This is a genomic window from Methylocystis sp. S23 (assembly GCF_054106005.1).
Map to the genome: position 1 here is coordinate 3,570,189 of NZ_CM134185.1, position 14,756 is coordinate 3,584,944.

Here is a 14,756-nt window from a genome sequence, read left to right on the forward strand (position 1 = left end):
GGTTAATCCTCCGTCCCGGCGGCGGATGCGGCGAACCGCTCCATTACCTGCGCGGCCAGCGCGCGCGTGATCGGGCGCTGCTGGACGAGCGCCTCTCGGTCCAGGGCCGCGACGAAAGCGCGCGCCGCGCCAAGGGAGCGTTCGAGCCGCAAGGCGGCATAGGCCAGGGCCGGCGGCTCGACGAGAAGCTGCCGGTCGCGGAAATGCTTTTCCAGCACGGCGCGCATGAGATCGTCGTCCGGGGCTCCGATTTCGACCACAGGCGCGCGACGTAACCGTGACAGGAGGTCGGGGAGCCTAACCTCGGCGGCGGTCGGACGCTTTTTGGCGGTCATCAGCACGAAGACCCGGTGCTCGACCGCGAAGTTGAGGAGGTGAAAAAGCGCGGTTTCCTCCCGCACGCAGTCAATGTCGTCGATCGCGATGGCGGCCGGCGCGGCGGCCAGCGCCTCGAGCGACGGCAATGCGCGGCCCTCCGCCCGCTTCGCATTGGCGCGCTCGGAGAAGATCGCGAGCAAATGGCTCTTGCCGCTGCCGGGCGGGCCGATCAGCGCGAGGACGCGATCCGGCCAGTCGGGCCAGCGCTCGACCATGGCGAGCGCCGCCTCGTTGGAGGGCGCCGACAGAAAATCCGCGCGCCCCAGCCGCGGCTCCAAGGGCAGCTCCAGCGGCAGTTGCGCCGGCGCGCCTTCGCCCACGGCGCGTCAGGCCCGGTCATGCGCGTAGGGCGACTCGCGATAGAGCGCGCTCGCGCGGTAGCGGCGGGCGAGGAAACGCATGAGGGCGCCGAGCGCCGCCGCCGCCGGCACGGCGACGATGAGCCCCGTGAAGCCGAAAAGCGCGCCGAACGCCAGCAAGGCGAACATGATCCACACCGGATGCAGGCCCACCGAGGCGCCGACGAGGCGGGGCGACAGCACATAGCCGTCCATGACGAGGCCGGTGGTCACGATCGCCACCGCCTCGACCGGCAGATTGATGTGCGGCCAAGCCTGCACGATGGCGATGATGATGGAGAACACAAAGGCCGTGATCGAGCCGACATAGGGAATGAAGCTCAGAAAACCCGCGATGACGCCGATCAGAAAGCCGAAATTCAGGCCGATGGCCGAAAGCCCCACCGCATACCAGACCCCCAGGAAGAGGCACACGAGCGATTGCCCGCGCACGAAGCCCGCGAGCGCGCGGTCGATGTCGCGCGCCAGCATGCGCACGTCTTCCCGATGGCGCGGCGGGACGAGGTCGTCGATGATGTGCACCATATGGTCCCAGTCGAGCATCATGTAGAAGGCGACGACCGGCGTGATGACGACGAGCGAGATGACGTTGATGAGCGCATAGCCGCGCCACAGGAGCGATTTGATGAAATCGCCCACGAGCGCCGCGCCTTGGCTGGCGAGATCGTTGAAATATTTCTCGACGTCCAGGCTCAGGCTCGCGCCCGCGCCGCCGAGACCGTATTTGTCCAGGAATTCCTTGAGATATTCGCTGGTGAAATGGGCGCTCCATTCCGTCACGAGGCCATGCAGGGTCTGCAGATAGCCCGGCAGCGCGGTGAGGAAGCCCGCGAGCTGATGGGTCAGGATCGGCAGCAATATCACAAGGCCCGTCACCACGAGGGCGAGGAAGACCGAGAGCAGCAGCAGCGCCGCGCCGAGGCGGGAGCAGCCGAGCCTTTGCAGGCGGTCGGCCACCGGATCGAGCAGATAGCCGAGGGCCGTGCCCGCGACGAAAGGCGCAAGCACCGGACTCAGCACATAGAGGATTCCGGCCAGCACAAGGAGCGTGACGCCCCAGAGCGCCAATTGGCGCTCGAGACTGAGCCCGGCCCATTTCACGGCGACGACCTGCACGGGTTCCGGCGGCGCCATGTCGGCCGTCGTCACGGCCGCCGAAGACAAATTCGCGGGCTTACGCGCCCCCGGCGCGCGGGGGGCGGCCGGCTGCTTCTGCTTCGCCATATGCTCAAGGCCTCATATGCTGGACCCAGAGCCACAGATAGACGCTCGCGGAAGCAATGGTCAATGCGGCGACGCTTCCCACCAACAGGCTTTCCAGAGCCTCGATCCGGAAACCATAGGCCTGCCCGGCCAGAACAAAGCCGGCGAGGCCGAGCTGCGCGGCGGTTGTGACTTTCGAGGCAATATGCGGCCTGACCTTGACGGGATGCGAAAGGAACCACGCCACCACCACGCCGCCGACGATCAGCGCGTCGCGCGATACGACGAGGATGGCGAGCCAGGCCGGCAGAACGCCCGCGCTCGCAAGCGCGATATAGATTGAAATGATCAGCGCCTTGTCCGCCAGCGGATCGAGCACGGCGCCGAGCTCGGACTGCAAATGGTAGGTCTTGGCCAGCCAGCCGTCGAGCGCGTCGGAGACGCCCGCGACGATGAAGATCAGGAACGCCGCGCCCCAGCGCGCCTCGATGGCCATGCCGATGACGGCCGGCGTCAGCACCAGCCTGCCGATCGTGATGAAATTCGGAAGGGACGCAAACCAGCGGGACGCCATGAGCCCTATCTGGCGCGTCGCAGGCCTTTCACAATCCCCGGCGCTTGCCCGCCCGCATGAAGAGCGCGGCGCCGCCGAGCGCCAGCGCGACAAGGCCGAGCAGCAGGGTCGAGATGGCGTTGATCTGCGGCGAAACGCCGAGTCTCACCTGCGAATAGATCCGCATCGGCAGCGTGGTCGCGCCCGGTCCCGTGGCGAAGCTCGCAATGACGAGATCGTCCAGCGAGAGCGTGAAGGCCAGGAGGAAGGCGCTCGCCATGGCCGGGGCGATCTGCGGCAAGGCGACCAGGGCGAAGGCCTGGACGGGCGTCGCGCCGAGATCCATCGCCGCCTCCTCCAGCGTCGGATCGCATCCGCGCAGGGACGAGAGAAGCGCCACCGTCGTGAAGCACATTGTCAGCGTCACATGGCCGATGACCAGCGTCGCGAAGCCGCGCCCGACGCCCAGCGCGACGAAGCAGGAAAGCAGCGCCAGGCCCAGCACCACCTCGGGCAGAACGAGCGGCGCATGGACGGCGCCGAAGAACAGCATGCGCGAGCGGAAGGCGCCGAAACGCGCGAGCGCGACGGCCGCGAGAAGGCCGAGAAGCGTCGCGATCGTCGCCGAGAGCGCGGCCGCCGCGAGGCTGATCTTGGCGGATGCGATCAGCAGCTCGTTCTCGAGGAGCGCCGCATACCACTTCGTCGAGAAGCCGCCCCAGACCGAGACGAGACGCGAGGCGTTGAAGCTCATCGCCGCGAGAATGACGATGGGCGCGTAAAGAAAGACGAAGCCCGCGACGAGCATGGCGATGCGCGCGAGGTTCGAGGAACGGCTCACCGGCGCCCCTCCTCCTCGCGAAGCCGCGCGCGCTCCCACAGGAGAAGCGGCGCGAGGAGAATGCTGACGAGCGCGATGGCGGCGGCGGAGGCGGCGGGCCAGTCGTGATTGGCGAAGAAGTCGTTCCACAGCGTGCGGCCGATCATCAGCGTGTCCGATCCGCCGAGAAGGTCGGGTATGACGAATTCGCCCACGGCAGGGATGAAGACGAGCAGCGCGCCCGCGACGACGCCGTCGCGCGAGAGCGGCAGCGTCACCCGCAAAAAGACCTCGGGCGGCGAGGCGCCGAGATCGGCCGCCGCTTCGCGCAGGCTCGGGTCCTGGCCTTCGAGCGCGGCGTAGATCGGCAGCAGCATGAAGGGCAGATAGGAATAGACGATGCCGACAATGACCGCGCCGGTCGTCGCGAACATTTCGAGCGGCGCATGAATGAGGCCCAGCGCCATCAGCGCATTGTTGATGAGGCCCTCATCCTTCAGCAGCGCGATCCAGGCATAGACGCGAATGAGAAAGCTCGTCCAGAACGGCGCCGCCGCGACGCCGATGAGAAAGGGCCGCCAGTCGCGCGGGCTGCGCGCCATAGCGAGGGCGAAGGGATAGGCGACGAGAAGCGTCGCGAGCGTCGCGACCGCCGCGATCCACAGTGAGGACACATAGGCGTCGAAATAGAGGCTGTCCGAAACGAGCGCGCGGTAGTTCTCGAAAGTGAGCGTCCGCGCCTTCGCCCACATTTCCGCAAGCGAGTCGCCCCAATGGAAGCGCGGCTCGTAGGGCGGACGCGCCAGCACCGAATGCGAGACCGAAATCTTCGCGATGAGCAGCATCGGCGCGAGGAAAAAGGCGGCCATCCAGACATATGGGATCGCGAGCGCGAGCCGCTGGCCGAGGGAGAGACGGCGCGCCTTCATCCGCACGGTCTCGGAAAAGCGCCCTTATCCTGAGGAGCGCGTGAAACGCGCGTCTCGAAGGGCGAGGGCGCGGGAGCCGCTCTCCTGCCCGCGTCATGGCCGCGCTCGTGGCGGCCATCCACGCTCCGCCGCGTCGACGGCCTCCGGGAATTTGCCGACCCTTCGAGACGGCCGCGATGCGGCCTCCTCAGGGTGAGGGCGTGATTGTCGCAAGCGCGCGCGCTCATGCCTCCCCCGCCAACAAGACGCCCGCATCGGGCGCGATGCTCAGCTTCACCGCGTCGCCGATCGCGAAGCGGCCGTCATAGGCGCCGACGCGCAGCACGACATCCGGCGCGACGCGCACGCGCGGCAGGCATTGCGGCGTCCCGCCGTCATTGCGAGCGAAGCGACGCACTCCAGAGCCGCAATGTCGCTCTGGATTGCTTCGTCGCCTGCGCTCCTCGCAATGACGGCGAACGGGTCTTGCGACGGCAAGGCCGTAAGGGTTGCGAGCGCCGTTCATGCCTCCCCCGCGAACAACACGCCCGCATCCGGCGCGATCGTCAGCTTCACCGCGTCGCCGATCGCGAAGCGGCCGTCATAGGCGCCGACGCGCAGCACGACGTCCGGCGCGGCGCGCACGCGCAGCAGCGTATATTCGCCGCGAAAAACGAAGTCCTCGACTCGGCCGGCAATCCCCTCCCCTTCGCGAGAAATGTCGATGCGTTCCGGCCGCACGCTCAGCGTCGCGCGCGCGCCGACGGGAAGCGCGCATTCCGCGCGCGGAAGGCGGCCGAAGGATGTCGCCAAAGCCGCGCCGCCGTCCCGCGCGATCACGCCATCGATGAAATTCGTCTCGCCCACGAAGCCCGCGACGAAGCGCGTCGCGGGCTTCTCGTAAATCTCGACCGGCGGCGCGATCTGCTCCACCCGGCCCGCGCGCATCACCGCGATGCGGTCGGCGAGCGCCAGCGCCTCGTCCTGATCGTGAGTGACGATGACGAAGCTCGTCCGCGTCTTGCGTTGTATTTCCTTGAGCTGGAACTGCGTCTCCTCGCGCAGCTTGCGGTCGAGCGCGCCGAGCGGCTCGTCGAGCAGCAGCAGCGCCGGACGCGGCGCCAAGGCGCGGGCGAGCGCGACGCGCTGGCGCTGGCCGCCCGAGAGCTCGTTGACGCGCCGCGCGCCGAAGGACGAAAGCTGCGTCATCTCCAGCAACTCGGTCACGCGCATACGTATCGCTTCCGCCTTTTCGCTTTTGCGGCGCAGGCCGAAAGCGACATTGTCGAAGACGTTGAGATGCGGAAAGAGCGCGTAGCTCTGGAACATCATGTTCACGGGCCGCCGATGGGGCGGCACGCCCGCGAGATCCGCGCCCGCCAAGGCGAGCCGGCCGCTGTCGGGCGTCTCGAAACCGGCGACGCAGCGCATCAGCGTGGTCTTGCCGCAACCGGAAGGGCCGAGCAAAGCGAAGAATTCGCCGGCGCCCACCTCGATCGACACGCCTTCGAGCGCGACGACGGCGCCGTATTTCTTCGTCACCTCGGAGACGCGGAGAAGCGGCGCGCTCACCTTGCGCCCCCGCGGCGAAATTCCGCCCGCCAGTGACGTACGGCCGTTTCCGTTGCGGGAATGTTTTCGAGCGAAGCGAGCCGCAATCCGTCCACTGCGAGCGACTCGATCCGCGCGCGCGTCAGCGGCCAGGGCGGGCCCACAATCTCCTGCGCCGCGTCGCGAGCGCGCGAGATCACGAGCAGCACGCCGCCGGGCGCGACGAAAGACGCCAGCGCGTGCGCCGCATCGGGCAGCAGCGACTCCGGAAGCGCCTGCAAGGTGTAAAGCTCGTGCACGAGGCCGAAGGCGCCGCGCCATTCCGGCGGGGCGTGAAAAAGATCGGCGGCGCGATAGTCGACCGCGCTTTGTGGAAAGCGCCGTCGCGCCCATTCCACCGCGCGCGCCACGAGATCGAAGGCGACGACGCGCGCGCCGGCCCTTGCGAGCGCCTCGGCGTTGTCGCCGAGCCCGCAGCCGACGTCGAGCGCGCGCAGCCCCGCGAGCGAGCGCCCGTCGAGCCATTGCGCCAGCACGGGATGCGGGGCGAGGCCGGCCCAGGGCACGCCCGCCGGATCGTCCCCCGCAAGCTCGTAGACCGCTTCGAACCATTCGCGCCGGCGCGGATCGGCAGCGACGCCCCCCGCGCTCTTATGCGGGTCGATGGCGTCGAGCTTCTCGCGCGCGCGGGCGCGCCTTTCGGCGAAATCCGCCCCGCTCATGACGTCGCCTTGGGTTCGCGCGCCTTCTCCACCCAGCGGCCGTTCTCGTCCTGCTGCTGATAGACGAGCGTCCGGCCCGCGTCGCGCAACTCCTTCCATTGCGCGCGGGCGTTGGCGAGCTCGTTAGGATCGTCGCCGTTGAAGAGCAGCACGGCGCGTTCCTTCGGCGCGGCGTCGCCGGTAAGGATCGGCGCGATATGCGCGCTTTCGATGAAGAAGCGCACATCCGCGCCGTTCGGATTCTCGTCGGCGCAGGTCAGATAGACGGGCTGCGTCTCGGGCGAGGCGTCGCGCCTCGTCCCATGCGGCAGGAAGCTCTCGGGGCGGTAGGACCATAAATGCTGGTCGAGCGCCGCGAGGCGCGGCTCGCTCGCCGCCTGCACGACCACGCGCCAGCCGCGCGCGAGCGAACGCTCCAGCAGGATGGGCAGCGTATCGTCAATCCTGCGGGTCTGATGGTGGTAGAAGGAAATATCGACCATTGGCCCTCGCGACCGGCGGCGGAGCCTTTGATGGCCAATTCGGCGGCGGCGCGCAAGCCTTTAGGCTTTTCCGCCGCTCCAGCTCGGGGGGTCGCTCGCGGGGAAGGATTCGACGCCGGCCTCGTAGACTTCGTCCTTGCCCGCCTCATAGAGGAGCGAGACGGTGAGCTCGCAGCGCATTTTCGCCCGGCGCGACAGGCGCTCGACGGCCTGCTCGGCCGCCTTTTTCTCCTCCTCCGTATTCACGTCGCCCTTCACGACGACTTCGTCGCCATGGAGCTCCACGAGGATGCGGGAAAGATCGACCCCGCTCTCGCGCAGCGCCTCGACGATCGCCGTTTTCACGTCCTGCGGCAGCGCCGTCATTCAGGCCTCCAATAGCCGCGCGCCGCGGCGCTCGAGCCGCGGCGCGGAAACGCTTCCCCGTGAACGTTCACATATGCGCTGTCGTGACCCGCTCCTCCGCGGGCATGGCGAAGCCCGCCCAGAGCAGCGCGCCGGCGAGCAGCAGGTGCAGCCAATTGTCCGCCTGGTTCGACGCCATGCCCATCGAGCTGAGCGAATCCAGGGAGATGAAGCCGAGGATCGTCAGGATCGCGTAGATGACGCCAAATACGCGCAGGGTGATTACGGGCGCATTGTAATAGGGGCTTGCGAGAAGAATGCCGCCCGAGACGATGTGGACGATGTTGTGGAAGGTGTTGACCTCGAAGAGGCCGCGATAGGACACGAGGGGATTGGGGATGAAGCCCACGATTCCGGCGATGATGAAGATCGCGCCGAAAATCTTGGCGAGCGTGTCGGCGCTGCTCCAGCCCCGACCGGCAAAGGCGTTAGCCATGGGAGGTTCCTTTCGCACTTTCGCATGATGCGTACAGGGAATGCGCGCATTCCCTGTAGCCACACATCGCCGTTAGGTGGGACAGAGCGAAAGGTTTTCAAATGAAAAACAAAGGCTTAGATTGCGCTTGGCGCAATCTGTCCTTGCGAGCGGAAGCGAAGCGGTCCAAAGCCGGGTTCGGCTCGCGGATCGCTCGTCGCAACGGCGTGGGCACGTCAGCCTTCGTAATAATCCTTCACCAGCCGGTCGAGCAGGCGCACGCCATAGCCCGAGCCCCAGCTCTGATTGACGTCGCTCGCGGGCGAGCCCATCGCCGTGCCGGCGACGTCGAGATGCGCCCAGGGCGTCTTGCCGACGAAGCGCTGCAGGAATTGCGCGGCGGTGATGGAGCCCGCATTGCGGCCGCCCGTATTCTTGACGTCGGCGAATTTCGAGTCGATCAGCTTGTCGTAGGCGGGGCCCATGGGGAAACGCCACAGCTTCTCGCCCGTCGCCGTTCCGGCCTTTGTGAGGCGATCGGCCAGCTCGTCATTATTGGAGAAGAGCCCGGCATATTCCTGCCCCAGGGCGACGAGAATCGCGCCCGTGAGCGTCGCGAGGTCGACGACGGCCACGGGCTTGTGCTTCTCGATCACATAAGTGAGCGCGTCGGCCAGCACGAGACGGCCTTCGGCGTCCGTATTGATGACTTCGATGGTTTGGCCGGACATGGATTTCACAATATCGCCGGGGCGCTGGGCCTTGCCGTCGGGCATGTTCTCGACGAGGCCGAGAACGCCGACGACATTGGCCTTCGCCTTGCGGGCCGCGATGGCGTGGAGCGCGCCGGTGACGGCGGCGGCGCCGCCCATGTCGCCCTTCATATCCTCCATCCCCGCCGCCGGCTTGATCGAGATGCCGCCCGTGTCGAAGACGACGCCCTTACCGACGAAGGCGATCGGCGCGGCGTCCGGCGCGCCGCCGTTCCAGCGCAGCACGACGAGACGGCTTTCGTTCTCCGACCCCTGCCCCACGCCCAGCAGCGCGCGCATACCCATCTCGGCCATGGCCTTCTCGTCGAGAATCTCGACCTCGACGCCGAGCTTCATCAGCTCCGAGGCGCGGCGGGCGAACTCCGCCGGCGACAGGACATTGGCGGGCTCGTTGACCAGCGTGCGGGCGAGAACCACGGCCTCGGCCGTATGAGACGCCTCGGCCACAAGGGCCCTGGCGCTCTCGGCGTCGGCGACGCCGAGCCTGACCTCGACGGGGCCGTCCTTCTCCTCGTCCTTCTTCCTGGTCTTGTACTGGTCGAACTTATAGGCGCGCAGCCAGCCGCCCAGCGCGAATTGCGCGGTGGCCGCGGCCGGCTCGGCGGGCGCCTCCGGAAGATCGAACAGGACCACCGCCGAGGCGCCATGCCCGAGCTTGGCCGCCGTCTGGCCGCCAAGTGACAGATAATCCTCGAATTTCGCGGGCTTGTCGGCGTCGTCGGCATTGCCGGCGCCCACGCCGATCAGCAGGAGACGGCTCGCCGGGACGCCGGCCGGGGCGAGAATCTCTAGCGACGAGCCGGATTTGCCCTTGAACTTGGCGGCCGCGGCGGCGCGCTCGAGCTGGGCCTGGGCGTCCGTCAGCAGCGCCTTGGCGCGGTCCCCAAGCGCGAGGTCGGTCCCGGCGAACACGACGAGCGCGCGCGGACGGCCGGCGTCCTCGGGCGTGCGCAGGGCGGCTTCCGCCTCGTCGAAGGACAGAACCTCGAATTTCGCGTTGAGAGACATGGACGAGCCTCGCTGGGGGCCGACTGGCCGCGCTAAAGGAACATTGGGCGCGCAATATCCCGGCCAAGGGCGCGGGTCAAATCATGCCCCCAAAACGCCGCGATCCGCGCCAAAAATGCGCCCGTTGCGGAAAAGCAACGCTCGCAAAATGAATGCGTTGGGGCGCCGCTGGGGAGCGAGGCGCCGCTTGCCTAGGCCGCCGCGAGCGTCTAGCGATCGTTAATGAAAGCCTAAGCCGGCTTCGAATGTCTTGATTGAAAGGGGCGAGCCGAGGCCGATGACGACATTGACGCGAAGCCCCGCGCCGATCCGTCCGGCTCTCCGCGTCGGAGCGCCCTCATGATCGGCGTGACGATCACGCGCTATTTCGCCATGCGCTTCACGAAGACGATTCTCGCGATCTTCTTCACCATCTTCTGCCTGATGTTCGTCGTCGTCTTCGTCGAGATGCTGCGGCGTTCGAGCGACAATCCGGCGGCCGGCGCCGGCGCGGTGGCGCTGATGACCGCGATGAAGGTGCCCGCCGCCGCGGAGATGATTCTCCCCTTCGCCGTCCTCTTCGGCTCCATGGCGACCTTCGTCGACCTCACCCGCAAGCTCGAGCTGGTCGTGGCGCGCGCCGCCGGCATGTCGGTCTGGCAGTTCATCGCGCCGCCGGCGCTCGCCGCGCTCCTTATCGGCGTCGTCTCGGTGACGATCTACAATCCGCTCTCCGCCGAGATGAAGCAGCGCTCCGATCAGATGGAGCTGGAAATTTTCGGCCGCCCGGGCAGCATCCGGATCGACCATGGCGTCTGGCTGCGCCAGCACGGCGTCGACGGGCTCGCCGTCATCCACGCCATGGAGACGGCCAATGCCGGCGTCGACCTCACAGGCGTGAGCGTCAATATCTATTCGGCCGATGGCGGCTTCGTGGAGCGCGTCGAGGCGGCGAAGGCGCATTTGGAGCCGGGCGTCTGGGTGCTGAAGGACGCGACCGTCAGCGCGCCGGGCGAGCCCGCGAGACAAGTCAGCGCCTATATGCTCGCGACGGACCTCACCCCCGAACAGGCGGCCGCCGCGACGACGCCGCCTTCCGGCACGCCCTTCTGGGCGCTGCCGGAGATGACCGCCCGCACCGCCGAGGCGGGGCTCGACGCCACCGGCTACAGGTTGCAATTCCAGACGCTCCTCGCGCGCCCGCTGCTTCTCGTCGCCATGGTTCTCGTCGCGGCTAGCTTTTCATTAAGGTTCTTTCGATTTGGCGGCGTCGCGAAAACCCTTTCCGGTGGCGTCGTGGCAGGCTTCGTGCTTTACATCGTCACCAAGGTCCTCTCTGATCTCGGCGGCGCGGGAATGATCTCTCCCCTCGTAGCCGCTTGGTCGCCTGCGCTTGTCGGGAGCATGTTGGGCACGCTTACCTTGCTTTATTCGGAGGATGGTTGATGCGTCGCCGCCTCCGTCGCCTTTCGGCCCTCCTCTCGACCGTCGCCGCCCTCTCCGGCGCCTCGACTCTCCTTGCCGCATCCGCGCAGGCCGCGCCCCCGGCCGCCGGCGAGCGCATGGTCGTCGAGGCCAGGGAGATGGTCTATGACGAGAAGAAGAACACCGTCACCGCGCGCGGACAGGTGCAGATCCTCTATAAGGGTCGCCTGCTCGAGGCGGATCGCGTCGTCTACGACCGCAACACGTCGCGCGTCTATGCGGAAGGCCACGCCAGGCTGACCGAGACGGACGGCACGATCGCGCGCGCCGACCGTTTCGACCTCACCGACGACTTCAAGGCCGGCTTCATCGAGAGCCTTCAGGTCGACACGCCCGAAAACACCCATATGAGCGCCGCCCGCGCCGAGCGCGCCGACGACGAGACGACGTTCGAGATGGGCTCCTACACGGCCTGCGAGGCCTGCAGGGACGACCCCTCCAGGCCGCGCACCTGGGTGGTGAAGGCGAAGCGGATCATCCACGACAATGTCGAGAAGATGATCTATTACGAGGACGCCACTTTCGAGCTTCTCGGAACGCCGGTCGCCTATGTGCCCTTCTGGTCGTCGGCCGATCCGTCGGTGAAGCGCAAATCGGGCTTCCTGACGCCCGTCTTCACTTATCGCTCGCAGCTCGGGGCCGGCTTCGGCGCGCCCTATTTCTGGGCCATCTCGCCGGACGCCGATCTCACCGTCACGCCGACCATCTTCACGCGCCAGGGCCCGTTCCTCACAGGCGAGTTCCGCAAGCGCTTTGAAAATGGCGGCTTCTCGGTGCGCGCCGAAGGAACGCATGTCGGCGATCCGGGCGCCTTCGCCCCGGCCCCGCTCGGCGCGCGCAACCGCGAATGGCGCGGCGCCGTCCAGTCGATCGGCGAATTCGCGCTTAATGATCGCTGGCGCTTCGGCTGGGACATCACGGCGCTTTCGGACCGCTACTTCCTGCAGGACTACAAGCAGTACAACTACCTCCTGCAAAACTACTTCTTCCGCGAGTCGTCCTCGACGATCTATCTGACGGGCCAGGGACCGCGCAGCTATTTCGACCTGCGCGGCTACTACTTCCAGGGCCTGTCGCCCAACGACGTGCAGGCGCAGCAGCCCATCGTCCATCCGGTGATGGACTATAACCGCGTCTTCGACGTCGATCCCGCCAGGACCGCCGGCATTGGCGGCCAGATCGAGGTCGACGCCAACGTCACGAGCACCTCGGCCGACGTCGCGAATTACGAATCGATCAACCCGCGCACGCTGGACAGCATCTACGGCCTCTACAATGTCTGCCAGTTCTATACGCGCGACGTCATTCCGGCGCGCAGCCAGTGCTTGCTGCGCGGCGTCGGCGGCAGCTATGAGCACGCCACGATCAGCGGGAACTGGAAGCGCAAGGTCATCGATCCGATCGGCGGCGTCTGGACGGCCTTCGCCTTTGCGCGCTTCGTCGGCAGCTATCTCGACTACGACCGCGAAGGTCTCTACCCCATCTACAACGGCTTCTGGCAGCCGATCCCGAACGCCAATCAGGGCCTGTTCTTCAACGGCCAGGACCAGCGCTTCCGCGGACAGGCGACGCCGGGCTTCGGCGCCGAATGGCGCTACCCGATCCTGGCGCGCAGCCCCATCGGCAACATCGTTTTCGAGCCGATCGCCCAGATCATCGCGCGCCCGAACCAGACGTCGATTCCCTCTCTCGTCAATATGGACGCGCAGAGCCTCGTCTTCGACGATTCGACGCTGTTCGAGTGGAGCAAGTTCTCCGGCTATGACCGCTTCGAGACGGGCACGCGCCTCAATTATGGCGGCCAGGCGACGCTGTCGCTGCCCAATGGCGGCTTCGTCAACGCCATGGTTGGGCAATCCTCGCAGATCGCCGGCTCGAACTCCTATTCCACGGCCGACGCCGCCAATGTCGGCCTGAATTCCGGCCTCGACTCGCGCGTCTCCGACCTCGTCGGCCGCTTCGCCTTCGCGCCGAACGCCTTCGTCAGCTTCGTCGCCAAGGGCCGCTTCGACAAGAGCGACCTCAACGCGAAGCGCATCGATTTGTTCTCGACCTTCAATTTCGAACCGGTCACCCTCCAGTTGCAATATGCGAATTACGCGTCGCAGCCGGCGATCGGATTCGACATGCGCCGCCAGGGCCTCTCCGCCACCGGCCGCTACGACCTCACGAAGAACTATTTCCTGAACGGCACGGTCACTTTCGACATGAGCCGTTACCTCTACAACAACCTCACCCAGCAGCCGGCGCTCTACACCAATCTCACCGGCATCAACCTCATCGGCACGGCGCCGCTCTTCTCCGTCGCGGCGCTCGGCGCGGGCGTCGGCTATCACGACGAATGCACGACCCTGTCCATCAATTATTCGCAGATCTACCAGCCGCAATCCTATACGGGCCTGCCGGCGCGCAACCAGTCGGTGATGGTGACCTTGAGCTTCCGCACGCTCGGCGAAGCGCGCTTCAATTACGGACTCGGCTCGGTGCTGGTGAATGACGGCGTCCGCAATGCGAGCGGCGCCTATTCCGGCGGATATGGCGGCAGCTACATTCGGTGACCGGGGCTTTTCCCGGTCGCCCGCCGCCAATGGCCCGCCAATGACACGGCTGCGGCCGTCTGCTAAAAGCCCGTCAGCCGAAAGCCCCGCGCAAGAAGGAGAAAAAGATGCGCCGCTCCCTTTTCCCGGCCGCCCTCGTCACGTGGCGCGCTCTTGCGCTCGCGGGCGCAGCCGCCGGCGCGTTCCTCGTCGCCGCGACGCCGTCGCGGGCCAATGAGGCCTTCACCGATCAGCAGAAGGCCGGCATACAGAAGATCATCCACGATTATCTGGTCGGCAATCCGGAAGTGATCCGCGAGGCGATCGACGAGCTGAAGAAGCGCGAGGAGGCCGCCGAGCTCGCCTCGCGCGAAAAGGCGGTCGTCGAGCAAAGCGAGAAGATCGTCCATTCGGTGAACCAGGCCGTCGTCGGCAATCCGGACGGCGACGTCACCCTCGTCGAATTCTTCGACTACAATTGCGGCTATTGCAAACAGTCGCTCGCTTCCGTCGCGAAGCTCATCGAAGGCGATCCCAAGCTGCGCGTCGTCCTGAAGGACTTCCCCATCCTCGGCGCCGACTCGGTCGAGGCCGCGCATGTCGCGACCGCCGCCCGCATTCAGCTCTCCCCTGCGAAATTCTGGGAGTTTCACAAGAAGCTTCTCTCCACGCGCGGCCATATCGGCAAGGCCCAGGCGCTCGCCGCCGCGAAGGAAGTCGGCGCCGATATGGACCGTCTCGAGAAGGACGCCAACAGCGCGGAGACGCAGACCGCGCTGAAGGAAGTCGCGACTCTCGCCGAGCAGTTGAAATTCGACGGAACGCCCTCCTGGGTCATCGGCAAGGAAGCCATTGTCGGCGGCCTTCCCTTCGGCCAGCTCAAGGCGAAGGTCGACAATATGCGCAAATGCGGCAAGGCGAGTTGCTGAGCGCCTCGCGCGCGACGCATCGAAGCGGCTGGAGCCGCGTTTCCGGGCGCAGGATTTTGCGTTTTTCACGATCGCGCTCGGGTCCAGGACTATCGGGTGAACGCTGGACATGAGCCAATCCCTCCCCTTTACGGGGAGGGCGGCCCTGCCATCCGATCGCCATGGGCTCGGGTCGCGGCGGGCTTCCTTTGCGGCGACAATGAGGCTAAGAGAAAGCGCGCGTCGCGCTATCGAGGATTCTGATCGTTC

At 66.7% G+C, this 14,756-nt stretch carries 15 protein-coding genes; 3 read left to right on the forward strand and 12 right to left on the reverse strand.

The window, feature by feature from the left end; all coding sequences use genetic code 11:
• Positions 1–2 precede the first annotated feature (2 nt).
• The 12 genes from ACV7JP_RS17555 to ACV7JP_RS17610 form a co-directional block, all read right to left on the reverse strand.
• On the reverse strand, positions 3–698 hold the full coding sequence (locus ACV7JP_RS17555) for a hypothetical protein (RefSeq protein WP_457796936.1): 696 nt from the start codon (positions 696–698) through the stop codon (positions 3–5).
• A gap of 6 nt (positions 699–704) precedes the next feature.
• Positions 705–1,961, reverse strand: a complete 1,257-nt coding sequence (locus tag ACV7JP_RS17560; protein ID WP_457796937.1) for an AI-2E family transporter — start codon at positions 1,959–1,961, stop codon at positions 705–707.
• A gap of 4 nt (positions 1,962–1,965) precedes the next feature.
• Complete coding sequence (locus tag ACV7JP_RS17565) at positions 1,966–2,514, reverse strand: CDP-alcohol phosphatidyltransferase family protein (RefSeq protein ID WP_457796938.1); 549 nt, start codon at positions 2,512–2,514, stop codon at positions 1,966–1,968.
• A gap of 28 nt (positions 2,515–2,542) precedes the next feature.
• Positions 2,543–3,301: an ABC transporter permease gene (locus ACV7JP_RS17570; RefSeq protein ID WP_457799112.1), complete on the reverse strand. Its 759-nt coding sequence runs from the start codon at positions 3,299–3,301 to the stop codon at positions 2,543–2,545.
• Positions 3,302–3,330: 29 nt separating this feature from the next.
• Positions 3,331–4,242: an ABC transporter permease gene (locus tag ACV7JP_RS17575; RefSeq protein WP_457796939.1), complete on the reverse strand. Its 912-nt coding sequence runs from the start codon at positions 4,240–4,242 to the stop codon at positions 3,331–3,333.
• A 223-nt stretch (positions 4,243–4,465) separates the two neighbouring features.
• Complete coding sequence (locus ACV7JP_RS17580; protein ID WP_457796940.1) at positions 4,466–4,639, reverse strand: hypothetical protein; 174 nt, start codon at positions 4,637–4,639, stop codon at positions 4,466–4,468.
• 104 nt (positions 4,640–4,743) lie between these two features.
• Positions 4,744–5,793 (reverse strand): ABC transporter ATP-binding protein, encoded by a 1,050-nt coding sequence (locus ACV7JP_RS17585; RefSeq protein ID WP_457796941.1) that lies wholly within the window; start codon positions 5,791–5,793, stop codon positions 4,744–4,746.
• Positions 5,790–6,494, reverse strand: coding sequence for a class I SAM-dependent methyltransferase (locus ACV7JP_RS17590; RefSeq protein WP_457796942.1), 705 nt, complete (start codon positions 6,492–6,494; stop codon positions 5,790–5,792). Before ACV7JP_RS17590 ends, ACV7JP_RS17585 begins: the two co-directional genes overlap by 4 nt.
• Positions 6,491–6,976, reverse strand: a complete 486-nt coding sequence (locus ACV7JP_RS17595; protein ID WP_457796943.1) for a DNA polymerase III subunit chi — start codon at positions 6,974–6,976, stop codon at positions 6,491–6,493. Before ACV7JP_RS17595 ends, ACV7JP_RS17590 begins: the two co-directional genes overlap by 4 nt.
• A gap of 60 nt (positions 6,977–7,036) precedes the next feature.
• Positions 7,037–7,342, reverse strand: coding sequence for a BON domain-containing protein (locus ACV7JP_RS17600; protein WP_457796944.1), 306 nt, complete (start codon positions 7,340–7,342; stop codon positions 7,037–7,039).
• Between the two features lie 67 nt (positions 7,343–7,409).
• A complete protein-coding gene (locus tag ACV7JP_RS17605; protein WP_457796945.1) occupies positions 7,410–7,817 on the reverse strand; it encodes a DUF4383 domain-containing protein in 408 nt (135 codons plus the stop codon).
• A 215-nt stretch (positions 7,818–8,032) separates the two neighbouring features.
• On the reverse strand, positions 8,033–9,577 hold the full coding sequence (locus tag ACV7JP_RS17610; protein ID WP_457796946.1) for a leucyl aminopeptidase: 1,545 nt from the start codon (positions 9,575–9,577) through the stop codon (positions 8,033–8,035).
• A 339-nt stretch (positions 9,578–9,916) separates the two neighbouring features.
• Here ACV7JP_RS17610 and lptG point away from each other — a divergent pair, with 339 nt between their 5' ends.
• From lptG to ACV7JP_RS17625, 3 genes are all read left to right on the forward strand, one after another.
• Positions 9,917–11,002, forward strand: a complete 1,086-nt coding sequence (lptG, locus tag ACV7JP_RS17615; protein WP_457796947.1) for an LPS export ABC transporter permease LptG — start codon at positions 9,917–9,919, stop codon at positions 11,000–11,002.
• A complete protein-coding gene (locus ACV7JP_RS17620) occupies positions 11,002–13,599 on the forward strand; it encodes an LPS-assembly protein LptD (protein WP_457796948.1) in 2,598 nt (865 codons plus the stop codon). The genes lptG and ACV7JP_RS17620 overlap by 1 nt, the downstream gene beginning before the upstream one ends.
• A 107-nt stretch (positions 13,600–13,706) precedes the next feature.
• Positions 13,707–14,507, forward strand: coding sequence for a DsbA family protein (locus tag ACV7JP_RS17625; RefSeq protein WP_457796949.1), 801 nt, complete (start codon positions 13,707–13,709; stop codon positions 14,505–14,507).
• The last annotated feature ends 249 nt before the right edge of the window (positions 14,508–14,756 follow it).